Genomic DNA, 20,910 nt, shown 5'->3' on the forward strand with positions numbered 1-20,910 from the left:
CTCATTACTGTTAGTATTGGCCGAGGGTGGCGGTCCGTCAATTTAAAAAGAGCTTGAACTCCACTTGCCTTCAGGTTTGGCGCCATGTATTCTCCCGCCATGCTTCAGTCGCTACGAGTGAGAAATCTGGCTCTGGTTGAGGACATTACCGTTGAATTCAAACCGGGTTTGAATGTCATTACCGGTGAAACCGGGGCGGGTAAGTCGGTGATTATCGGCGCCTTGGGCCTGTTGCTCGGGGAACGGGCCGACAAAAGCCTGATCAGGGCCGGCGCGGATCAATGTCTGGCGGAGTCCGTCTTCCAACTGGGTGACTCCCGGGAGGTGGATGCCATCCTGGATGAGGTGGGACTTCCGCCCTGCGAGGGGGGGCAGTTGTTTATCCGCCGCACGCTGCTGGCCACGGGGACCGGCAAGAATTTCATCAACGACAGTTCCACCACCAGTCAGGTGCTGAAACGGCTGGGTGAGCATCTGGTGGATATGCATGGCCCGTATGACCATCAGTCGTTGCTCAACACCGATTTCCAGCTGGATATTCTGGATGCCTTTGGCCACTTGCGGGCGGCCCGTACCCTGTATGAAACCGCTTATGCCGCCTATCGCGATGCGCAAGTCCAGCGCAAGGAATTAGCGGGAGCCAGTGAGCAGGACGTCGCCCAGCAGATTGAGCTGCTGGCTTTTCAGGTGAAGGAAATTGAGGAACTGGCCCCGGTGGTGGGCGAGGATGACGCGATTGCCCAGGAACAGGTGCAGGTGGCTAATGCCCAGCGGATTCTTGAACTGGCAGGCGGGATTCAAAGCGCGTTGATGGAGGGTGACTCCGCCGCCTTTAATGGACTGGCCTTTGCGCATAAGGGACTGACCGAACTGGCCGGCTTGATCAGCGCGGCCGGGGACTGGAAAGAACAGGCGCATTCCATCATGGTCCAAACGCAGGATCTGGCTGAGACGGTGGAGAAGGTGGCCCGCAACATCGAAGGGGATCCTGCCCGTCTGCAGTGGCTGGAAGACCGGATGGCGGTGTATCACCGGCTGACTCGCAAGTACGGCGGCTCGGTCGCGGCTATGCTGGAGCATCGCGACCGGGTCAAGGACCGACTGAAAGATCTGGAGCGCCGCGGGGAACGCCTGATTGAGCTCGACCAGGCGATAGCCGTTGCCCGGGGAAAGGTGGATCAGGCGGGAGCCAAGTTGAGCAAGGCCCGGCATCAGGCGGCGATCACCCTGGCGAAGACGATTACCGGGGAATTAAAAGATCTGGGGTTCGCGCACGGGGTGTTCGGGGTTGAACTTCAGGGCGTGGAACCGGCCCCCTCCGGGCTGGATTCGATTGAGTTTGTATTCGCGCCGAATGCCGGTGAGCCCTCTCATCCCCTGCGAGCCATTGCGTCGAGCGGCGAAATTTCGCGGGTGATGCTGGCGGTGAAGGCGGTGCTGGCTGACCACGACCGTATTCCCGTGCTGGTGTTCGACGAGATTGATGCCAACGTTGGCGGGGCCATGGGGACGGCCATTGGGACCAAGCTGGAGAAGGTGGGAAAACACCATCAGGTGCTCTGTATTACGCATCTTCCGCAAGTGGCGGTTTTTGGGAAAACCCATTTCTCCGTTGCCAAGGAAGTGGCCGGGGGCCGCACCCGCACCTCGATCTCCTGCCTCACTCCCAATGAACGAGTGGAAGAGGTGGCCCGGATGCTGGGTGGCCGCGATCTCACCAGTGTGACCCTGAAGCATGCGAAAGAGATGCTGAAGGGGAAGTGAGTCTTAATTCCTCTCCACCGTCTCCAGCACCAATTCCACTTTGGCGAGGCGGCCTTGGGCGGGACTGGCGGTGAGGGTGCAGTCCAGAATGGCCCAGGGCGGGGTCGCCGTGGTCACAGTCTCCAGAAACCGGCCTAACTCATCGCCGGTGAGGTCGACTAGCCCGATATTCACTTTGCGTGCGGTCCAGCCCGGCATGGAGGGATGGGTTTCCGTGGAGCGGGTGATGAGGTTCATCCCCGGCACCGCGCGGCGGGCTAATTCCCCGAGAGACGCCGGGGCAGCAGGGTATTGAGCGTACTGTTTCAATACGCTCCGGTATTTGGCGGCTATGGCGCGCATCGCCGTCAGGTCCTGAAGGTCATGTCCCTTTTTCTGCCAGACTTCTGTGGTACGCCCCAGATCGCCCACAGTACGCAGGCTGAGCAGGAGGCCGAGCAACAGGGCGACGGCGGCGGCAGTCCAGAGGGCGGGCAGGGGAAGGGGGTTATTTTTCATGTGAGCGTCCCAGGCCGATAACGAATGCAACACGGTCCTCGCCCGGCGGGAGGTCTTTACGTTCCAAGGTGGCGGCCCACCCCTGGGTATTCAGGCGGCGGCAGGCCGCTTCCGCCTGCGTCCATTTGGCCGCAGTTCCATGGAGTACCCTGTTTTTCCGGCTCAAAGTCAGGGTTTCAACGGAAAGGCCTTCTTCCCGCGCGACCACGAGAATTTCCTTTAGCGCGGGCGCGATCGGGGACTCGGTGGTGGCGAGGAACGGTTCCATGGCTTTGGTTTGGGCTTCGAGGGCGCGGCGGGCCGTCAACACCTCCTGTTTGGCGGGAATTCCAAGGGGCGAGCCGGTGATCTCGATGGCGAGCGAGCGGAAGGCGGTTTGGAGTCCGGCGGCCTGATGGGCTGTGAAAATAAGCCAGATTACATTGATGGCGCACAAGGCCAGGCCCGCCAGCAGGCAGGTGACCGCCCATTGATACGGACGTTTGGCCTCACGTTGAGCCAGGGCAGGATGGGAGAAACGGCCCGTCCGCAGGTTGCAGCGGATGGAGCCCGGGGTCAGGGCCCGCGTGGCAAGTGCCCGGGCAAGGAAGGTCTGGGGCTCACGGGTCAGCTTGACCGGGCCGGGCCAGCGTTTGGAAAGGCTGTCCGGAAGAAGGGTGCCGGGTTCCGCCAGGCCGGGGGCATTCGGGCCCGTGATGAACCATTGGGTAAGAGGGGGCGTGGCGGGGAAATAGGATTTAAGAATCCGGTGGATCTGGTCGGCGTCCAATAGCCGCATGGTATGGGCTCCGAGGAATTCGTCATTCTGGCCGATCGCCAAGGTTACCCGCTCTGTTGAAAGGTAGATAATAATCCGCAAGGCCGGGGTTCCGGTGAGGGGCGGAAGCTCTTCCTGGACCTGACTCCATAGCGCGAGTCCCTCCTGGTCCAGAAGGTGGGGATTTACGCCCAAGTTGGAAAAGGTGGCCAGCCGTTTCTCGATATCCACATTGCGTGCCCCGGTCACCAGGCCGCGGGTGCCCGTGTGATCCGGGGTGGGGACGGTTTGCAGCAGGGCATATTCGCAATCTTCAACCGAGAACGGCAGCTGGACATCCAATAGCGACGGAAACACTTTTTCGGCTTTTTTAGCAGACGCGATAGGGGCGGTCAGCCAGCGGGTGAAGCTTTCCTTCTGGAGCAGACTGCCGGCGATGACTGAAGCGGCCGGGAGGTCGGTCAGCGCAGCGAGCTCGACGGGCTCGAGCGAGAGGGTGCGCCCGGATCTGGTCGCTTTGATGAGGATCGGGTTAAAGTCGGTAAGATCGATACCAAAGGCGACTTTGGCCCAGGGGGCTGTGGCGGGGGTCCTCATGTCAGAGGGTCTCCGCCCAGGCGAGGAGCCGAACATCGCCTGATGGGAGACGGCAGGCCAGGCCGCGGACGGCCCGGGTCCGGGGCCCCCATTCCGCGCGTGCGGTAACGGAGAAGAACTGGCCGAATAAGGGAACATCCGGCCGTTGAAGCGGGAGAGGGAGGGCCGTTCGATCAAGGCCTCTAAGGGTGGTCCGGACCTGAATGCCAGAGGGGAGCTGATTTTCAAAGATCTGGTAATCCGACGAACTTGACCCCGCCTTCATGCCGTTATGCAGGGCGGCCCAGGCGGCATCGAGGCATGAGGCCCGCAGCAAGAAGTGGGCGTGCTGGAGGTCACCCGCCCGGAGTTGCATCCGGGTAGAAATGAGGGATTGCACCACGACGCCGGAAAGCAGCGCCAGTAGTAGAATGACCATCAGCAGTGCAAATCCCTGGTTGTTGGAGTTCGGGCGTCCCATTGCTCTGGTATTTACCCGAAAAGACAGCGAGTTGCAATAAAATGACACAATACGGTTTTGACACAAGGCTGATAAGTGGGTAGTATCTGGGTTCCTGAAAGGCGGGTCTGGATATGATTTTCGGTATCATTGTTGCGGCTGGAAAAAGTGAGCGCATGGGGGCGGATGTGGACAAGGCATTCCTCTCCCTTGGGACTCGCCCGGTGTTGATGTATTCCCTCCAAGCGTTTGAACAATGCCCTCTGATTGACGGGGTGATTCTCGTGGTCCGCAAGGACCGGATGGATGCGGCGCGCGGCATGATTCAGATGTTCGGGTTCTCCAAGGTGCGTAAAGTGGTGGCGGGCGGGGCCTCGCGGCAGCTCTCCGTCATGCTCGGCCTGGCTGAATTGAAAGATGATGTGAAAATCGTGGCCGTGCATGATGGGGCCCGGCCCTGTGTGACTCCCGCCCTTATTCAGGAAACCATTCTTTCGGCCAAGCGGCAGGGCACCGGGGTGGCGGCCGTGAAGGTCACCGACACGATCAAGGAAGTCGATCGCGGCTCCCTGGTAGTGCGGACGGTCGATCGCTCGAAATTGTGGGCGGTGCAGACGCCGCAGACCTTCCGGGTCGATTGGCTGAACAAGGCCTACGCCCATGCCAAGAAGAAGAAATTGACGGTTACGGACGAGGCTTCGGCCGTTGAGGCGTTGGGAGAGCCGGTCCATCTGGTTCCCGCTCCTGCGACGAATATCAAGATCACCACTCCGGCTGATCTGGCCCTGGCGTCCATGATTTTGAAGGTGTAAGTGATCATATGGCGAATGTGAAATATGCAGTAATGGGGGATATTCATGGGAACTGGGAGGCGCTCAGTGCCGTTCTGGAAGATGCCCAGTCCCAAGGCGTGACGAACTACACCTGTGTGGGTGATATGGTGGGCTACAACGCCAACCCTTCGGAATGTCTCGCCAAGATTCGTGAACTGAACGCCATCTGCGTGCGTGGCAATCACGACCACTACTGTTCGCATGACGAGTGCATCCGTGACTTCCATCCCCTTGCCGCCAATGTGGTGGATTGGACCCGGAACCAATTGACCGAGGATGAACTGGGGTTTCTCAAGCAACTCAAGATGGTCCGGGTGGTCAGCAGTTTCACGTTGGTTCACAGCACCTTGGATATGCCTGAGAAGTGGGGCTATGTGTTTGATGAGCTGGAGGCGGAGTCCAATTTCAATTACCAGTCGACGACCGTGTGCTTCTACGGACACACCCATCAACCTGTGGTGTTTGAAAAGTCCGGGTATGTGCGGCGGCTCAATGTCGCGGGGGTCATTCCGGTGACGCTCGGGAAAAAGTATTTTGTCAACGTGGGGAGTGTGGGGCAGCCGCGGGATGGCGATAAGCGGTCCTCCTATGCGGTATATGATACCACCGCTCGTCAATTTGAGATCCGGCGGGTGGAGTACGATATCGAGACGGCCCAGAAGAAGATCATTGCGGCAGGCCTGCCCGAGCGGTTGGCTGTCCGGCTCGGGTTGGGGGTTTAGTGGTGGGAGCGTCGCCGCGGACGTTATTCATCCTTGTGGATGGGCTCGGGATGGGGGGCGACAATCCCGAACTCAATCCCGTCTATAGCGGCGTGTGCCCGAATCTCCTCAACCTGCTCACCTCTCACGCCAGTTCCATTGATGCCGGGCTGGGGGTTGCAGGCATCCCCCAGAGTGCAACCGGGCAGACGGCGCTGTTGACCGGAGTGAATGCCGCCCGGCATATGGGGCGCCATGTCGCCGGGTTTCCCGGTCCCTCACTTCAGAAAATCATCCGGGAAAATAATATTTACGACCAACTCGGGGCCTTGGGATTTTCATCCACCTTCGCCAATGGCTATTATGTGTCAGAGCTCAGCGAGGTGGAAACCCGGAAGATTCAGTCGGTGACCACGGTATCGGCGTTGAAGGCGGGGTGTGTCCGGGACAAGGCGTTGCTGGAGCAGGGGAAGGCTGTGTATCAGGACCTCACCCGCGAGAGTCTGCGGGCGAAGGGGTACGAAGGGCCCCTGCAAACCCCGGTTCAGGCGGCGCAGGCGCTGGTGGCGATCGCCCGCGAACACGATTTCACCCTGTTTGAGTATTTTCAGACGGACCGGGCCGGGCATAAAGGGACCTGGGCGGATATACTGCGGATCCTGGGAGTATTTGATGAATTCCTGGGGGAAGTCCTGTCACTCACCCGGGACGCGGGCCTCTTGTTTGTGCTGACCAGTGACCATGGTAATATTGAACGGTTCGGAGCGCGGTCGCATTCAATGAATCCGGTCCCGCTGGTGGCGATCGGGCCGGGCAGCGATTTCCTGAAAAAGACGATTTTTTCCCTGACCGATGTCACTCCCGCGTTGCTGGAGCTTTATCGGAGTAAAAATAGTTCGCAATAGGGTGGCGATGTGCTAACTTTTGAAAGTTTTTTTTGAGGATCCCGGCATGAATTTAAAGAAGCTGTTATCTGAAGACACGATCATTGTTGATTTGAAGGGGACGACCAAGGAGGAGATCATCGAGGAGATGATCGACCTGCTGATGGCGCGCGGACGGATTAAAGACCGTGTTGCCGCCCTCCGGGCCGTTCTTGATCGTGAACAGAAAATGTCCACTGGCATGCAGCACGGTATTGCCATCCCCCATGGCAAGACCGATTCGGTGGAAAAGCTGGCCACGGCGCTGGCGTTGAAAAAAGAGGGCGTCGATTTCGCCTCGATGGACGGCAAGCCTTCGACCATTTTCGTCATGACCATTTCCTCGATCAGTCGTACCGGCCCCCACATTCAATTTCTCTCAGAGATCAGCCAGATCCTGAACGACAGTGAAAAGCGCGAGCGCATTTTAAAGTCCACGACGGCGGCGGAAGTGCTCGATGTGCTGACGAATTGAGCCCGTGTTAATGACAACCGGGCAACCGTTCAGAATCGGAATTATCGGCGCTGAGAACTCGCATGCGACTGCGATTTTCACATTAATCAACATTGCCCGAACGCCTCCTGGATTTGCCGTCACACACCTGTGGGGCGAATCGGAGGTTTTGGCGGAGAAGACCGCCAAGGCGGGCAGGATCCCAACTGTGGTGAGCGACCCCGCCGAGATGCTCGGTAAAATCGATGGATTGATGATTGATCATCGTGATGGGACGTATCATCTTGCGGCGGCCCGGCCATTTGTCGCCGCGGGCATTCCTGTGTTTGTGGATAAACCTTTCAGCACCTCGTTTGCGGAGGCGTGCGAGTTCCTGAAATGGCGACGCGAGAAACAGGTTGCCGTGACGACCATGAGCGCGCTCACGCATAATGCCTGCATTGCGGGGATCAAAGATAAACTCAATGACGTCCGGATGCTTGCCCCCATCGCGGTCATGGAGGCGCTGCGCGGAGCCTTGGCGACGGGCCGGCAGGTGGTTGTGCCGGTAATAGGGTAAAAGGGCGGCGCATATGACCTCCGTGGTAAATCCTTTCGGCGGTGAGTGAAACTTTTGCTCGTGGCATTGAGCGTGGGAAATTGGATCCAATGTCGTAACTCGTTGGTTACGAATGGCGCGCCTGACAGGGGTCGAACCTGTAATCTTCTGATTCGAAGTCAGATGCCTTGTCCATTAGGCTACAGGCGCACAAAGGTAACCCATCCAATCAGGGGGCGTATGGTGGCGGGTTCTCTCATGCGAGTCAAGCTTGAGTTCGTAATGGTTACGCTGTAATATTACGAACTATTTTTCATCTGATAATCATTAACCCTTAACCGGTAACTTAAATTTATGGCCCCACAATTTGTTTTCCAGACTCAGAATCTGACGAAGATGTATAACGACAAGACGGTCTTTCAGGATATCAGTCTGTCGTTTTATTACGGCGCCAAAATCGGCATTGTGGGGGAGAACGGGTCGGGAAAAACCAGTTTGCTGCGCATTCTGGCGGGAATCGATCAGGATTTCATGGGGACGGCCACCCTGGGCAAGGGGATGCGGGTGGGATATGTGCCGCAGGAGCCACAGCTCAACCCGGCGAAGACAGTGCGTCAGAATCTCGAAGAGGCCCTGGAACCGGTACATGCCTTGATCCGCCGGTATGATGAGGTGGCCGATAAAATGGGGGAAAAACTTCCCAAGGCCGACATGGATAAGCTGATGGAGGAGATGGGGCGCCTGCAGGACCAGATTGACAGTATGGATGCCTGGGAGGTCGACCGGCTGGTGGACGTGGCGTCGGATGCCTTGGTGCTGCCGCCTGATGATGCCGATGTGACCAAGTTGTCCGGGGGCGAACGGCGTCGCGTGGCGCTTTGCAAAGTCCTCCTCGAAAAGCCCGACATGTTGTTGCTGGATGAGCCGACCAATCATCTGGATGCCGAGACCGTGGCCTGGCTGGAAACGACCCTGCGCGACTATCATGGTACGGTGATTATCGTCACCCATGACCGCTATTTCCTGGATCATATCACCAAGTGGATCCTGGAACTGGATAACGGGCGCGGGATTCCCTTTGAAGGGAATTATACCTCCTGGCTCAAGCAGAAGGCCGAACTGTTGAGGCAGGTGGAGAAAAAGGAGAGCCAGCGGCAGAAGGTGCTCGCCAATGAATTGGAGTGGTTGGGGACCTCGGCATTGGGCCGGCGCACGAAGAGTCAGGCGCGTATTGCCCGCTACGAGGAACTCTCCAGCGAGCGGTTTGAGGCGCGCAAGGATGATGTGTCGATCCAGATTGTTCCCGGCCCGCATTTAGGGAACAAGGTGATCGTCCTGGAGGGCGTATCCAAGGCCTATGCCGGCGTGACGCTACTGGACCAGGTCTCCTTCAATATGCCCCGGGGCGCGGTGGTGGGCGTGGTGGGGCCGAACGGATGCGGCAAGACCACCCTGTTCCGCATGCTGATGGGGCAGGAGACGCCGGATCAGGGCGTGGTGACGATCGGGGAAAGCGTGGTGCTGTCTTATGTGGATCAGCACCGGGATGCCTTACGTGACGATTTGACGGTGTTTGAGGAGATTACCAACGGGCGGGAAGAGGTGGAGATGGGCGATCGCACGATGAATTCACGCGCCTATCTGTCGCGGTTCAATTTCCGGGGGGCGCAGCAGCAGAAAAAGGTAGGCAAGCTGTCCGGCGGTGAACGCAACCGGGTCCATCTGGCCAAGATGCTCCGCAAGGGGGGCAATGTGCTGTTGCTTGATGAGCCTACCAACGATTTGGACGTCAACACCATGCGCGTATTGGAAGAGGCGATTATGGAGTTCCCCGGTTGTGCGATGGTCATCAGCCATGACCGCTATTTCCTGGACCGGATCTGTACGCACCTGCTCATTTTTGAAGGGGACGGCAAACTTCGCTGGTTTGATGGCAATTTCGCTGATTTCGAAGAGAAAGTCTTGGCGGGTAACAGCGACCGGCTGCTCCATCGCCGGGGTAAATACAGGAAATTGGCGTTGCGATAGGATGGGGCAGAGGTTTTGACGGAGCAAAACCCTCCATCGGGGGAAATGGAGGGCGCCGCTCTGTCGGCGCCGGTTCATTCTTTTTCTTGGCGTCGTGAAGGGGGGTGGGGTATTCTTCCCGCTGTGAAACAGAAACCAAAATTCATTGTACGTAATGCGGGTTTTACCGATGCAGACGGGATCTACAGCCTGATCAAGGCCTATCCCAAGGAATTACTGCCGCGGCCCATCTCTGATATTGCCGAGAACATAGACCGGTTTATTGTCTGTGAAAAGAAAGGCCAGATTGTTGGGACCGTATCCTGGTCCATTCTGCCCGAAATCGGCCATGCCCGGCACCCCTCGGTTGAGATCAAGTCGCTTTCCGTCAAGCGCAGCCTGCGGAAACATGGAGTGGGCCGGATGCTGGTGGAGGCCGCCATCGAGCGGATTCGAATCTTGAAGCCCTCCCAGATGATTGTCCTGACCTTCACGCCCGGTTTCTTTACCAAGATGGGGTTCCATGAGGTGCCCAAGGTGTCGTTGATGCATAAGCTCTATATGGGGTGCATCAACTGCGCGAAATACGATTCCCCCTTCACCTGTCCTGAAGTCGCAATGGCGATGGATGTCTGACCCGCCTGCCTATGACGACGCCCTTTGTTCATCTTCACGTTCACACTGAATACAGCATGCTGGATGGGGCCTGCCGTGTTAAGGATATTGCGACGGCAGCCCAGGCCATGCAGATGCCGGCGCTGGCCATTACGGATCACGGCGTGATGTATGGGGCGGTGCCCTTCTATGAAGCCACCCGGGAGAAGGGGGTCAAGCCGATCATCGGGTGTGAGGCCTATGTGACATCCGGCAGCCGCTTTGACCGGAAAACCGAAAATTCGGCAAAGTCCCACTCCAACCATCTGGTGCTGCTGGCCAAAAACGAGTTCGGTTACCACAACCTGGTGCGGCTGATCAGTGCCGCCCATCTGGAGGGGTTCTACTACAAGCCCCGGATTGATCATGAAATCCTGGCGAAATATTCCGGGGGCTTGATCGGGCTTTCAGCCTGCCTCAAGGGGGAAATCCCAGAGCGCTTGCGGGATGATGATGAGGCGGGCGCCCTTAAGTTAGCCGGCCTGTATTCGGACATCCTGGGTAAGGATAACTTCTTTCTCGAAGTGATGGACCATATGATGCCGGAACAGCGCAAGGTCAATAAGGGACTGGTGGCGCTGGCAAAAAAGACGGGGCTCGGCCTGGTCGCCACGAACGATGCGCATTATCTCAAGCGGGAGCATGCCGCGGCCCATGAAGTCATGCTATGCCTCCAGACCCAGACGGTCATGAGCGATCCCAAGCGCATGAAGTACCCTTCCTCCGAGTTCTACTTCAAGAGCGGGGACGAGATGGCGGCGATCTTCAGCGAACTGCCCGAGTCCATTTCCAACACCTTGAAAATAGCGGAAGCCTGTAATGTGGAATTCAAGTTCGGCGACCTGCATTTCCCGATGTTCAAGGTGCCGGCAGAAACCACGCAGAAGGAGTACCTGCTTTCCTTGTGTTACAAGGGGTTGCTGAAGCGGTATGGGGTTAAGGATTATACCCACCCCCGTGATGAGCGTGAAAAAGAGCTGGTGACGCGGTGCATGTACGAGATCTCCATCATTGAGCGCATGGGGTTCATCAATTACTTCCTGGTGGTGTGGGATTTCATCAACTTTGCCAAGACCAAGGGGATTCCCGTGGGACCCGGGCGTGGCTCCGGTGCAGGCAGTCTGGTGGCTTACCTTCTCGAAATCACGGGGATTGATCCCATCCGCTATGATCTGATTTTTGAACGCTTTCTCAATCCTGAACGGATTTCACCCCCTGACTTTGATATCGATTTCTGCCAGACCCGGCGTGGCGAGGTGATTGAGTATGTGAAGGACAAGTACGGGCGGGAGAATTGCGCTCAGATTATTACCTTCGGGTCACTGGGGGCCAAGACGGTCATCCGCGACATTGGACGTGCACTGGAACTGCCTTATTCCGAGTGTGACCGCCTGGCGAAGATGATCCCGGATGATCCTAAAATTTCCCTGGCCAAGGCGCTTGAGCAGAATCCCGAATTCAAAAAAGCCTCGGTGACCGAGCCGCACTGCAAGCAGATCCTGGAGTACGGGGTTGTGCTTGAGGGGTTGCTTCGTAATGCCGGAACGCATGCGGCCGGCGTGGTGATCGGCGAAAAACCGCTCATTGAGATTGTACCGCTGACCTTGGATAAAGAAGATCAGGTCATTACCCAATATTCCATGGATCCCATCGGGAAAATCGGCCTGCTCAAGATGGATTTCCTGGGGCTGAAGACCCTTACGGTCATCCAGGAAGCGGTTGATCTGGTTAAGATCGCCCGCGGCATCAGTGTGGATATTGACGCCATTCCCATGGATGATACGAAAACCTTCGAGCTGCTTCAGCGTGGCGATACCGTGGGCGTTTTCCAGTTTGAAAGCGGGGGCATGCGGGACAACTTGCGCAAGCTTTGCCCCACGGTCATCGACGAGATCATTGCCATGAACGCCCTCTATCGGCCCGGTCCCATGCAGTTTATTGATAGCTTCATTAACCGGAAGCATGGGCGTGAGAAAACTGAATTCGGCCATCCGCTTCTTGAGCCCATTCTCAAGGGGACGTATGGCTACATGATCTATCAGGAGCAAGTCCAGCGCGTCTCCAATGTCCTGGCCGGTTTTTCCCTAGCCATGGGCGATAATCTCCGTCGCGCGATCTCCAAGAAAAAGGCCAGCGAAATGGCCAAGATGCGCGAAAAATTCATCGAGGGGTGTGCCAAAACCAACCAGATTCCGGCGTCCAAGGCGCAGGAAATCTACGACATGATCGAGAAGTTCGCGGATTATGGGTTCAATAAATCCCATAGCGCGGCTTACAGCGTGGTGGCCATGCAAACCGCCTACCTGAAGGCGCACTTTCCTGAGGAGTTCATGGCCGCGTTGCTTTCGAGTGAAATGGGGAATATGGATAAAATCCCCATATTCATTGTTGAATGTCGCGCGATGGGACTTGAGATCCTTCCGCCCCATATCAATGAAAGCGAGGTTCGCTTCAGTCCCACCAAGGGAGCGGTCCGCTATGGTCTCGCCTCCATCAAGAATGCGGGGGAGGGCGCCTGCCGTGAGATTGTGGCCGAGCGCAAGCGAAACGGGCCTTATAAGGGGCTGATGGACTTTTCCCGGCGATTCCAGGGGCAGGTGGTCAACAAGAAGGTCGTTGAAAGCTTAATCAAGGCCGGCGCCTTTGATTTTCCGGGCAGTGACCGGGCACGGCTGTTTGGCGGGATTGATTTTGCCCTGAGCCGGGCCAATGCGGCCGCCCGCGACAAGGCCTCGGGGCAGGGGAGTCTGTTCGACCTCATGCCCGTTGAACCGCAGGTGACAATAGATGACGGATCGCTCCCCCCGGCCGATAAATGGGCGGAAAGCCAGTTGCTGGCCCAGGAACGCGAGTTGCTGGGAATCTACATGAGCGGGCACCCGTTGAGTCAGTTTTCCAAACTGCTGGAGCGCTATCAGTTGACCAATGTGGAAGGCTTGAAGGCGATCAAGTCCGGGGATCAGACGCGTATCGGCGGCTTGATTTCAGAGCTGTTGCCGCGCATGACCAAAAAGAAGGAGCCCATGGCTGTCCTGAAGTTGGAGGATCTGGAAGGGACGGTCGAGGTGGTGGTGTATCCGGACGCCTATCTGGAATACAAGTCCGTTTTGGCACAGGATCAGGCGATCATGCTGTGCGGGGAGGTCCGGCTGGATGATGAGAACCGGCTCCGGATCATCGCCAATGAAGTCTATCCGCTCAAAGATGCGCCGGCGTTGTTTGTTGAAAAATTCAGCCTGCATATGACGGCTGGCCGGGTGAGTGAGGATCCGGCAATCCTTGAGAGCGTTCGCAATGTCCTTGAGCTTCATCCCGGACAGACCATGGTGAATTTGTGCCTGGAATATCAGTCCGGAGAAAAGGTGTTTCTCGACACCAGTAGTCATTATCAGGTCACTTGCGATGAGTCCCTGATCCAGGAGTTGGAGCATATCCTCGGGGAGGATATGGTCTATGTGAAAGTGCTCCAGACGCCTTGCCGGAAACCGCGACGCGAGACGCTCTGGAAGAAGAAGTCAAATTTCGGGGGCAACGGTTAACCTTCCATGGATACACCCCTGAACAACGTGGCGGCCTATTATCTCAGAACCCCGGACGGGACGGTGTATGGTCCCGTTGATATTGTTACGTTATGCCTCTGGGCGACCGATGCGCGGGTCATTCCCGGTTGTGAATTGTCGGAGCGGCAGGACGTCTGGTTCCCCGTTGAGGCGATCCCTGAACTGCGCCTCAACTGGTCGGTTCAGCTGATGGATGGCTCGTTCTATGGGCCCCTCAACCTTCTGGCGATCCGGCTGTTGGCTTCGGAAAATTCAATACCGGCGGGAGCCCGTGTGTGTGAGAGAGGGACGGCCCGGGATACGATCCTCAGTGACGCGATGATACCCCTTCTGGTGGAGGAATTTCATCAGATGCTGGCGGGATGCGGGGCCTTGATGAGCGCCACCCTGGGGGCGGCCCAGTCGGCCCGGGAGGAGCGGTTTGAGGCGGTCAGGGCAGCGGAGGAGCGCGGGGCACAACTGGAAGCCATGCGGATCAAGCTGGAGAAAACTGAGGCGGATCTGGCCGCCGCTGTCATGTCGGCCGCTGATTTCGGCGCCAAATTTCTTTTGGCCGACCGCACCTTGAAGCAGGAGCAGACCCGGTCGGGCCACGAGCAGGGAAAAGCGGCTCAGGTGGTGGCGGCCCACGAGGCCTTGCTGAAGAAAAACGGTCAGGATCTGGCTGACGCAAAGCTTGCTGCGGCTGAGTTGGAATCGAAGTTGAAGCAAACCGGGCAGGATCTGGCTGACGCAAGGCTGGTGGCGGTTGATTGGGAATCAAAGCTGAAGCAAGCGGGACAGGATTTGGCCGATGCCAGGGTCGTGGTCGCTGATTGGGAATCCAAATATGCGGTGACCGAGCGGGCGTTGATTCTGGAGCAGGAGCGGGCTGGAAAAGAACTCGGGAAAGCCGCTCAGTTGTCAGGAGAGGCCGAGGCCCTGGCCCGCCGCATTGAAACGGCGCAGAATGCCCTTCGTGAAAAGGAAACGGGGATCCAACGGCTTGAGGAGGCCCTGGCCGAGCGGCAGGCCGTGGCCGAGCGGCAGGAGCGTGAGACACGTGCCGAAATGACGGCGTTGGAGAAGGCCCTTCGCACCACTCTGGGTAGTGTCGAAGGACAGTTCGAGGCGTTGCAGAAAGCGTCCGCCAGAAAAGAAAAGGAATCGTCCGACAAGCTCAGGCAGTTTGAGAAAGAAGTCAAAGCGTCGACCGAGCAGGTGGCGAAGACCTTGCGTGAAATGGAGCAGCGTGAACGTCAGTGTCGTGATTTGCAGAACGAAATCAATCAGCGGAAACGCGAGGTCGCCCAGCGGGGTGCGGTGGTCGAGGTAGATGTGATTCATGCGGAACTGCTTCATGCAGAACCCGTGGGGGGCCCCAAGGAGGCGGAGGATTGGATCACGCCGCCGGGTACGGGAAAATCGTCCTCTCATCAGCAGGGGACGGCGGCGCCGAAGCCCGGTGTTTTAAATAGTGTCGAAGCCCGGCTCCAGAATGAGTTGCGACAGTGGGAAGTATTGAAGCGGGATCAAAAATCCCAGAAGAAAAACAGCCCTAAGTGGTTCTAAAGGAGATGATGATGTCAGAAAATAAAGAAAATTTGGATCCTGAGCACCGCGGCGTTGAGGGGCTTACCGAGGTATTGCGACTCCAGGCCGAGGCGCTCTCCCGTATTTCCGAGCGGATGGCCGGCATGAACCCGGCTGCCGGTAAATTTCCTCCGCCCCCTTCTGCGAAAGCGCCCCGCAGTGACGGGATGAATTTGCCAGCGCTGGCAGGGGATCCCGCTCTGAGCGAGGAGTCGTTGCCGGTGTTGAATTCATTTAAACAGTTTCTGGATCAGGAACGCCGTCGTGGCCGTAAGCGCTTTATATGGGGGATCATTGGATTGGTGGTGGTCTTTTCCTGTGTGTTGGCCGTCCTTGTAAAGATGAACAGTGACCGGGTCCATGCCCTCAAGTCGGATCTTGAGCAAACGAGCACGCGGATCGATCGTTCCCAGCTTTCCACGGAGGCGGAGTTCAAAAAAGCAGCGGATAAGGTGGCTCAGTCGGCGGCAAAGAGTGCGGCCACGGTCCGTTCGGATATCACCCGCAATATCCTCTGGGCGCATTCGACGCTGGCCTCCAATATGAGCAGCGAACTGACGGATCGTGACAGCCAGATCGAGCGGTTGAAGGAGAAGGTCTCCACACTGGAAGTGGATAATACCATGCTGACGCGGCAAGTCGCTGAACTGTTTCAACGGGTCCAGATCATCGAAACGGATTATCTCGATAATATTGACCGGCCAGCAGTCGACCGTCCGGGGGCTGACGGGGTCGTCCGTCCTGCCTCGAATGCGGTTCCCGTCACCGGGCGCGCAACGCCCCTGACCATTAATTCCTCCCGCTATGGTCGTCCCATGCAGATGCAGGTTCCGAAAGAGTGAGACGTGAGGATTAAGACGTAAGACGTGAGACGTGAGATGTAAGATGTGAGAGGCGAGGGGATGTTGGGGAAATAAAAAACGGGAAGAAGATTGCTCTTCTTCCCGTTTTTGTTTTTCGAGATGATCGTTACTGGGCGGCGGGGTCGGCAGGAACGTCTTTCTCAACCATCGCAGCACGACGACTGAGTTTGACGCGTCCCTTCTCGTCGATCCCGATGCACTTGACCCACATCTGGTCGCCCACCTTGCACACATCCTCGACATTGCGGACGTGGCAATCAGCAAGCTCGCTGATGTGAACCAGGCCATCGCGGCCCGGGAAGATTTCGACGAAGCAACCGAACTTGGTGATGCCCGTCACGATGCCGTCATAAATGGCGCCCTCTTCCGGCTCCGCGGTAATCATGTTGATTTCGCGCAGGGCCAGTTCCATGCCTTCCTGCTTGCTGCTGAAGACCTTGACGATGCCATCATCATTGATGTCGATCTGGGCTCCGCTGAGTTCGACGATCCGGCGGATATTCTTGCCCCCGGGGCCGATCAGTTCACCGATCTTATCAATCGGAATCTTGACTTCCGTGATGCGCGGGGCGTGCGGTGACAGGGCGTCACGCGGTGCCGCGAGCACACTCTCCATGTAATCCAGGATCCCCATGCGAGCGATCCGGCACTTTTCAAAGGCCGCTTCCACCAGGTTCCATTCCAGGCCGCGAATTTTGAGGTCGAGCTGGAAGCCGGTGATGCCCTTGCGGGTACCGCCCACCTTGAAGTCCATATCGCCGCAATGATCCTCGTCCCCAAGGATATCCACGACCAGCTTGGCTTTGCCAGGCGCCGTGAAGAGGCCGCAGGAGATGCCGGCCACCGGGCTGGTGATTGGAACACCCGCATCCATCAACGCCAGCGTGCCGACGCAGATGCTGGCCATGGAGCTGGATCCATTCGAGCCCATGATGTCCGACAGCAGACGGACGGTGTAGGGATAGTTCTGCGGAATGACTTCAGCCAGGGAGCGTTCAGCCAGATTGCCGTGTCCGATTTCCCGACGTCCGGGAGAGCCGAAGCGGCCGGTCTCGCCGACGCTGTAGGGCGGGAAGTTATAGTGCAACATGAAGGACTTGGAGGTCGGGCCGCCGGTGATGGCGTCCATATCCTGTGCGTCCTTGTTGGTGCCGAGGGTGACGGTACCCAGGGCGTGTGTTTCGCCACGGCCGAAGAAGGCCGAGCCATGAACCCGCGGGAGCAGGCCCACCTTGGCGAACAACGGGCGGACATCATTCTCGCCACGACCGTCGATCCGCTTGCCGCGTTCCAGCACGTTTTCGCGAACCACGGCGATGCTCAGCTCATCCATGGTGGCGCGCAGCTGTTCCTTGGTGATGGCCGGGAAGGCTTCGGTCAGCTTGGCCTTCAGGACATCCTTGATCTTGGCGACCGCGGCGTTACGGGCTTGTTTGCCGGCGATCAAGTAGGCTTCGGCGAGTTCGCCACCGGCCACTTTGCGGGCGGCAGTGATAAAGGTGGTGTCAGCCGGAGGTTCCACAATCACCTTCTCGGGCAGGCCGGCCAGCCGACGCAGTTCGAGCTGGGCGTCAATCAGTTTCACGCACTGTTCGTGCGCGAACCGCATGGCGGCCACCAGGTCTGCTTCTGAAAGTTCCTTGGCGTCGCCCTCGATCATGGTCGGGGTATTGCGATTGCCGGCATACACCAGGTCCAGATCGCTCTGTTCGCGTTCCAGGACGGTGGGGTTGACCACAAACTTGCCATTGACGCGACCCACGCGTACCCCGGCGATGGGGCCGTGAAAGGCCAGGTCAGAGAGCGTCAGGGCTGTGCTGGCGCCCACGATGTTCAGGACATCTGCGGCGTTTTCCCCGTCAGCGGAAAGGAGGGTGCCCACCAGCTGGACATCATTCCGGTAGCTTTCGGAAAAGAGCGGCCGAATGGGCCGGTCGGTGAAACGGGCGGCCAGAATTTCGTTTTCAGACGGGCGGCTTTCGCGTTTGAAAAATCCACCAGGGAACTTTCCGGCGGCGGAGAACCGTTCGCGGTATTCGACCTGGAGGGGGAAATAGTCGATCCCTTCACGGGGGGATTCCGAGGCGCAGGCGGTTGAAAGGATGATCGTGTCACCGAGACGAACCGTTGCGGCACCTTTAGCTTGAAGGGCCAGCAGGCCGGTTTCAAGGGTGATAACTTTGTCGCCGATGGCGACGGAAACTGAAACTTCTTTCATGATGTCTTTCTGGAATAGAGGTTCAACAGACAACCCGTTCCGCTAAGTGCTAACGCACAAACCGGAAAGGCCTCTGATTGATTGCCGAATGGCATTACCGACGGAGTTTAAGACGTTTGATCACGTCCTGATAAACATCTTCGTCCTTGCTCTTCATGTAATTGAGCAAACGACGACGCGCGCTTACCATTTTAAGCAGACCATAGCGGGAGCTGTGATCTTTTTTGTGGAGTTTCAGGTGCTCGGTGAGCTCCTCAATCCGGCGTGATAACAACGCGACCTGAACTTCAGATGAACCGGTGTCTTTTCCGTGTCTCTGAAACTCCTTCTGAACTGTGCTCTTCGCTTGAGAATCCATACTGTATGTGAGCCCTATTCCCTTTCTTTGTCTTAATTTATACTCTTATTTGTTGGGGGCACTATAATATCGGGGTGCCACTTTTGTAAAGTCCTGATCCATAATTTCTTTATGGGGGCGGATGCCAGGATCCGGCGCGCTTTGATGATGTCCCTCCGGATCTGCCGGGTCAGGGCCGTGAGATCAGGGAATTTTTTCTCATTTCTGAGTTTACGCAGGAAAAATACCTCGAGCGGCCGGCCGTACAGGTTTTGTTGTGTGCTAAACAGATGAACCTCGACCAGGGGGGCTTTCACGGGCGACACTGTCGGGTGAAACCCGAAATTCACAATTCCGGGATAGGCCTTATGGTTGAAAATCGCCTGAATGGCATAAATCCCGGTAGGCGGGTGCGCCTCGTTACAAGGATCCAGATTGGCCGTGGGATAGCCGATGGTGCGGCCGATGTGATTGCCCTGCCGGACCGTTCCCAGAATGCTGTAGGGGCGCCCCAACAGGGCGGTGGATTCCGCCAGTTTCCCGGAGCTCACGGTATTCCGGATCCGCGTGCTGGAAACGGGTTGTCCCCCGCGGCGGACGGCTTCAATCTGATGGATGGAAATCCCCTTGTGCGGTGCGGCCCACCCGGTCAGCATCTGGAGGTTCCCCTGGCCCCGGTGCCCGAAGCGCCAGTCATGTCCCATGAAGATGGCGGCGAGGGTGGGGATGTCGCGCTCAAGTCCCTTCAGGAATGTGGCCGCCTGAATGGCGGCAAAGCGGCGGTTAAAAGGGATCAGGAGGCAACCATCCAATCCGAATTGCTGCAGGAGTTGCAGCTTATGGGGGGATGAGGTGAGCATGCGAGGGGCGGCATCGGGGTTCAGGATTTTCAGGGGGTGGGGGTCGAAGGTCATGGCCCAGGCTTCCCCGCCGATTTTGCGGGCGTGGGCAATCGTCTCGCGCAGGACGTTCTGATGGCCGAGATGGACGCCATCGAAAAAACCGACCGCCAGACAGATGGGACGCTTGCGTCGGCGCAATTCGGACATGTGGTGGACGATTTTCATTTCAGGCGTCCTGAATGACACCCCCGAGTGAATGGAGGGGCAGCACGACATTCAGCAGATCCATTTGTTGCATGGCGAGCAGTTTGTCCAGTGACACGGCCTGATTGACACTGTAGCCGGCGGATTCGGTCCGGCGCAGCTGTGAAAGATGGGCGCCCACCCCGAGGACTTCGCCAATATCGAAGCAGAGGGTCCGCACATAGGTGCCTTTGCTGCAGCGCACGACAAACGTGCCGTGGGGAGGCGTGAACTCGAGCAACTTGAATTCGTAAAGGTGGATGAATCGGGGTTTGCGCTCCACTTCCTCGCCCTGCCGGGCCAGCTTGTAAAGCGGAACCCCCGCCATCTTGATGGCGGAGACCATGGGCGGCATTTGAAACATGTCGCCTTTGAATTTCGAAATGGCCTCCTCCAGTTGGGCGCGGGTGATGCCGGAGGGGTCGGTCTCTTTCAGGACCTTTCCCTCTGCATCCTGCGAGTCCGTGGTGATGCCCAGCGTGATGGTGCCTTCGTAGGTCTTGTCGGAAGACATGAAGCGACTGGAGACCCGGGTGCCGCGGCCCAGCAGGATGACCAGCAAGCCGGTCGCGGCCGGATCGAGGGTGCCGCCATGACCGACTTTTTTAAGATTAAAATGCCGGCGTATTTTATACACGACATCGTGCGAGGTCATGCCCGTCGGCTTGTCGACCAACAGGATTCCGTCAAAGGGGTCGGTGCGGTTCATGTCGGATCCGTGGTGCCGGGCAGTTCCGGATCTGCCGGTGATTCGACCGGAGCGGGGATTTTGGCCAGGATATCCAGCACGCGATCGCCCTGTTCGATGGAGGTGTCCAGCACAAACGTCAGGCGGGGGGTGTATTTGAGAATGACCGCTTTCGCGACTTCCGTCTGGACCTCTGAGTGCAGATGCTGAAGCTGGCGCAGGATCTTGCGCCGCTCGTGTTCGTGCCCCCGGATGGACACGAGGACGCGGGCATCGTGGAGATCAGGGCTGACAATGACGTGGGTCACGGTCATGGCTGACATATCGAACTCCGTCTGGTCGATCAGCCGGTAAAGCACCACGCTGATCTCACGACGAAGCAGTTCATTGATTCTGATCAGCCGATCGGTCTTCATAAGTCG

19 protein-coding genes and 1 tRNA gene are annotated in these 20,910 nt (G+C 57.7%); 11 read left to right on the forward strand and 9 right to left on the reverse strand.

Going from position 1 to position 20,910, the window contains the following annotated elements; genetic code table 11:
* The first annotated feature begins 84 nt into the window (after positions 1 to 84).
* A complete protein-coding gene (recN, locus tag WCS52_10540) occupies positions 85 to 1,764 on the forward strand; it encodes a DNA repair protein RecN (GenBank protein ID MEI6167622.1) in 1,680 nt (559 codons plus the stop codon).
* Positions 1,765 to 1,767: 3 nt separating this feature from the next.
* Here recN and WCS52_10545 read toward each other — a convergent pair whose 3' ends face one another.
* Genes WCS52_10545 through WCS52_10555 form a run of 3 tightly spaced genes read right to left on the reverse strand, consistent with a single transcriptional unit; the run spans position 1,768 to position 4,034 of the window.
* A complete protein-coding gene (locus tag WCS52_10545) occupies positions 1,768 to 2,262 on the reverse strand; it encodes a hypothetical protein (GenBank protein ID MEI6167623.1) in 495 nt (164 codons plus the stop codon).
* Positions 2,252 to 3,616 (reverse strand): hypothetical protein, encoded by a 1,365-nt coding sequence (locus WCS52_10550; GenBank protein ID MEI6167624.1) that lies wholly within the window; start codon positions 3,614 to 3,616, stop codon positions 2,252 to 2,254. The genes WCS52_10545 and WCS52_10550 overlap by 11 nt, the downstream gene beginning before the upstream one ends.
* Before the next feature lies 1 nt (position 3,617).
* On the reverse strand, positions 3,618 to 4,034 hold the full coding sequence (locus WCS52_10555) for a hypothetical protein (GenBank protein ID MEI6167625.1): 417 nt from the start codon (positions 4,032 to 4,034) through the stop codon (positions 3,618 to 3,620).
* A gap of 155 nt (positions 4,035 to 4,189) precedes the next feature.
* On the opposite strand from WCS52_10555, the gene ispD reads away from it, so the two are divergent.
* The 5 genes from ispD to WCS52_10580 are packed head-to-tail and all read left to right on the forward strand — an operon-like array spanning position 4,190 to position 7,525.
* The gene (gene ispD / locus WCS52_10560) at positions 4,190 to 4,867 is read left to right on the forward strand and encodes a 2-C-methyl-D-erythritol 4-phosphate cytidylyltransferase (GenBank protein MEI6167626.1); all 678 of its coding nucleotides are present in this window, start codon (positions 4,190 to 4,192) and stop codon (positions 4,865 to 4,867) included.
* 8 nt (positions 4,868 to 4,875) lie between these two features.
* On the forward strand, positions 4,876 to 5,610 hold the full coding sequence (locus WCS52_10565; GenBank protein ID MEI6167627.1) for a metallophosphoesterase family protein: 735 nt from the start codon (positions 4,876 to 4,878) through the stop codon (positions 5,608 to 5,610).
* 2 nt (positions 5,611 to 5,612) lie between these two features.
* Positions 5,613 to 6,494 carry a hypothetical protein gene (locus WCS52_10570; protein ID MEI6167628.1) on the forward strand — a complete coding sequence of 294 codons (882 nt, stop codon included), beginning with the start codon at positions 5,613 to 5,615 and terminating at the stop codon, positions 6,492 to 6,494.
* Positions 6,495 to 6,540: 46 nt separating this feature from the next.
* Positions 6,541 to 6,987: a PTS sugar transporter subunit IIA gene (locus WCS52_10575; GenBank protein ID MEI6167629.1), complete on the forward strand. Its 447-nt coding sequence runs from the start codon at positions 6,541 to 6,543 to the stop codon at positions 6,985 to 6,987.
* Between the two features lie 10 nt (positions 6,988 to 6,997).
* Positions 6,998 to 7,525: a Gfo/Idh/MocA family oxidoreductase gene (locus WCS52_10580; protein MEI6167630.1), complete on the forward strand. Its 528-nt coding sequence runs from the start codon at positions 6,998 to 7,000 to the stop codon at positions 7,523 to 7,525.
* A gap of 113 nt (positions 7,526 to 7,638) precedes the next feature.
* On the opposite strand, the gene WCS52_10585 is transcribed toward WCS52_10580, so the two are convergent.
* Positions 7,639 to 7,714, reverse strand: a tRNA-Arg gene (locus WCS52_10585).
* A 144-nt stretch (positions 7,715 to 7,858) separates the two neighbouring features.
* Here WCS52_10585 and ettA point away from each other — a divergent pair.
* The 5 genes from ettA (at position 7,859) to WCS52_10610 (ending at position 16,139) form a co-directional block, all read left to right on the forward strand.
* Positions 7,859 to 9,532, forward strand: a complete 1,674-nt coding sequence (gene ettA / locus WCS52_10590) for an energy-dependent translational throttle protein EttA (protein MEI6167631.1) — start codon at positions 7,859 to 7,861, stop codon at positions 9,530 to 9,532.
* 123 nt (positions 9,533 to 9,655) lie between these two features.
* Positions 9,656 to 10,147, forward strand: coding sequence for a GNAT family N-acetyltransferase (locus WCS52_10595; GenBank protein ID MEI6167632.1), 492 nt, complete (start codon positions 9,656 to 9,658; stop codon positions 10,145 to 10,147).
* A gap of 11 nt (positions 10,148 to 10,158) precedes the next feature.
* Positions 10,159 to 13,704 (forward strand): DNA polymerase III subunit alpha, encoded by a 3,546-nt coding sequence (locus WCS52_10600; GenBank protein MEI6167633.1) that lies wholly within the window; start codon positions 10,159 to 10,161, stop codon positions 13,702 to 13,704.
* Between the two features lie 6 nt (positions 13,705 to 13,710).
* Positions 13,711 to 15,276 (forward strand): hypothetical protein, encoded by a 1,566-nt coding sequence (locus WCS52_10605; GenBank protein ID MEI6167634.1) that lies wholly within the window; start codon positions 13,711 to 13,713, stop codon positions 15,274 to 15,276.
* Positions 15,277 to 15,287: 11 nt separating this feature from the next.
* The gene (locus WCS52_10610) at positions 15,288 to 16,139 is read left to right on the forward strand and encodes a hypothetical protein (GenBank protein MEI6167635.1); all 852 of its coding nucleotides are present in this window, start codon (positions 15,288 to 15,290) and stop codon (positions 16,137 to 16,139) included.
* A gap of 127 nt (positions 16,140 to 16,266) precedes the next feature.
* On the opposite strand, the gene WCS52_10615 is transcribed toward WCS52_10610, so the two are convergent.
* The 5 genes from WCS52_10615 to rbfA all read right to left on the reverse strand — a co-directional run bounded on the left by WCS52_10615 (position 16,267) and on the right by rbfA (position 20,904).
* A complete protein-coding gene (locus tag WCS52_10615; GenBank protein MEI6167636.1) occupies positions 16,267 to 18,378 on the reverse strand; it encodes a polyribonucleotide nucleotidyltransferase in 2,112 nt (703 codons plus the stop codon).
* A 94-nt stretch (positions 18,379 to 18,472) separates the two neighbouring features.
* Positions 18,473 to 18,736: a 30S ribosomal protein S15 gene (rpsO, locus tag WCS52_10620; protein MEI6167637.1), complete on the reverse strand. Its 264-nt coding sequence runs from the start codon at positions 18,734 to 18,736 to the stop codon at positions 18,473 to 18,475.
* Between the two features lie 32 nt (positions 18,737 to 18,768).
* Positions 18,769 to 19,782, reverse strand: a complete 1,014-nt coding sequence (locus WCS52_10625) for a bifunctional riboflavin kinase/FAD synthetase (GenBank protein MEI6167638.1) — start codon at positions 19,780 to 19,782, stop codon at positions 18,769 to 18,771.
* Between the two features lies 1 nt (position 19,783).
* Positions 19,784 to 20,509 (reverse strand): tRNA pseudouridine(55) synthase TruB, encoded by a 726-nt coding sequence (truB, locus tag WCS52_10630; GenBank protein ID MEI6167639.1) that lies wholly within the window; start codon positions 20,507 to 20,509, stop codon positions 19,784 to 19,786.
* Positions 20,506 to 20,904: a 30S ribosome-binding factor RbfA gene (rbfA, locus tag WCS52_10635; protein MEI6167640.1), complete on the reverse strand. Its 399-nt coding sequence runs from the start codon at positions 20,902 to 20,904 to the stop codon at positions 20,506 to 20,508. Before rbfA ends, truB begins: the two co-directional genes overlap by 4 nt.
* Between the last annotated feature and the right edge of the window lie 6 nt (positions 20,905 to 20,910).

It is taken from the genome of bacterium (genome assembly GCA_037128595.1).
Taxonomy (GTDB): domain Bacteria; phylum Verrucomicrobiota; class Kiritimatiellia; order CAIKKV01; family CAITUY01; genus JAABPW01.

Coding starts and splice junctions, on each gene's coding strand:
- WCS52_10625 (MEI6167638.1), bottom strand. CDS start 19,782: ATGAAAATCGTCCACCACATGTCCGAATTGCGCCGACGCAAGCGTCCC.
- WCS52_10550 (MEI6167624.1), bottom strand. CDS start 3,616: ATGAGGACCCCCGCCACAGCCCCCTGGGCCAAAGTCGCCTTTGGTATC.
- WCS52_10555 (MEI6167625.1), bottom strand. CDS start 4,034: ATGGTCATTCTACTACTGGCGCTGCTTTCCGGCGTCGTGGTGCAATCC.
- ettA (MEI6167631.1), top strand. CDS start 7,859: ATGGCCCCACAATTTGTTTTCCAGACTCAGAATCTGACGAAGATGTAT.
- ispD (MEI6167626.1), top strand. CDS start 4,190: ATGATTTTCGGTATCATTGTTGCGGCTGGAAAAAGTGAGCGCATGGGG.
- WCS52_10565 (MEI6167627.1), top strand. CDS start 4,876: ATGGCGAATGTGAAATATGCAGTAATGGGGGATATTCATGGGAACTGG.
- WCS52_10605 (MEI6167634.1), top strand. CDS start 13,711: ATGGATACACCCCTGAACAACGTGGCGGCCTATTATCTCAGAACCCCG.
- rpsO (MEI6167637.1), bottom strand. CDS start 18,736: ATGGATTCTCAAGCGAAGAGCACAGTTCAGAAGGAGTTTCAGAGACAC.
- rbfA (MEI6167640.1), bottom strand. CDS start 20,904: ATGAAGACCGATCGGCTGATCAGAATCAATGAACTGCTTCGTCGTGAG.
- truB (MEI6167639.1), bottom strand. CDS start 20,509: ATGAACCGCACCGACCCCTTTGACGGAATCCTGTTGGTCGACAAGCCG.
- WCS52_10545 (MEI6167623.1), bottom strand. CDS start 2,262: ATGAAAAATAACCCCCTTCCCCTGCCCGCCCTCTGGACTGCCGCCGCC.
- WCS52_10615 (MEI6167636.1), bottom strand. CDS start 18,378: ATGAAAGAAGTTTCAGTTTCCGTCGCCATCGGCGACAAAGTTATCACC.
- recN (MEI6167622.1), top strand. CDS start 85: ATGTATTCTCCCGCCATGCTTCAGTCGCTACGAGTGAGAAATCTGGCT.
- WCS52_10600 (MEI6167633.1), top strand. CDS start 10,159: ATGACGACGCCCTTTGTTCATCTTCACGTTCACACTGAATACAGCATG.
- WCS52_10610 (MEI6167635.1), top strand. CDS start 15,288: ATGTCAGAAAATAAAGAAAATTTGGATCCTGAGCACCGCGGCGTTGAG.
- WCS52_10580 (MEI6167630.1), top strand. CDS start 6,998: ATGACAACCGGGCAACCGTTCAGAATCGGAATTATCGGCGCTGAGAAC.
- WCS52_10575 (MEI6167629.1), top strand. CDS start 6,541: ATGAATTTAAAGAAGCTGTTATCTGAAGACACGATCATTGTTGATTTG.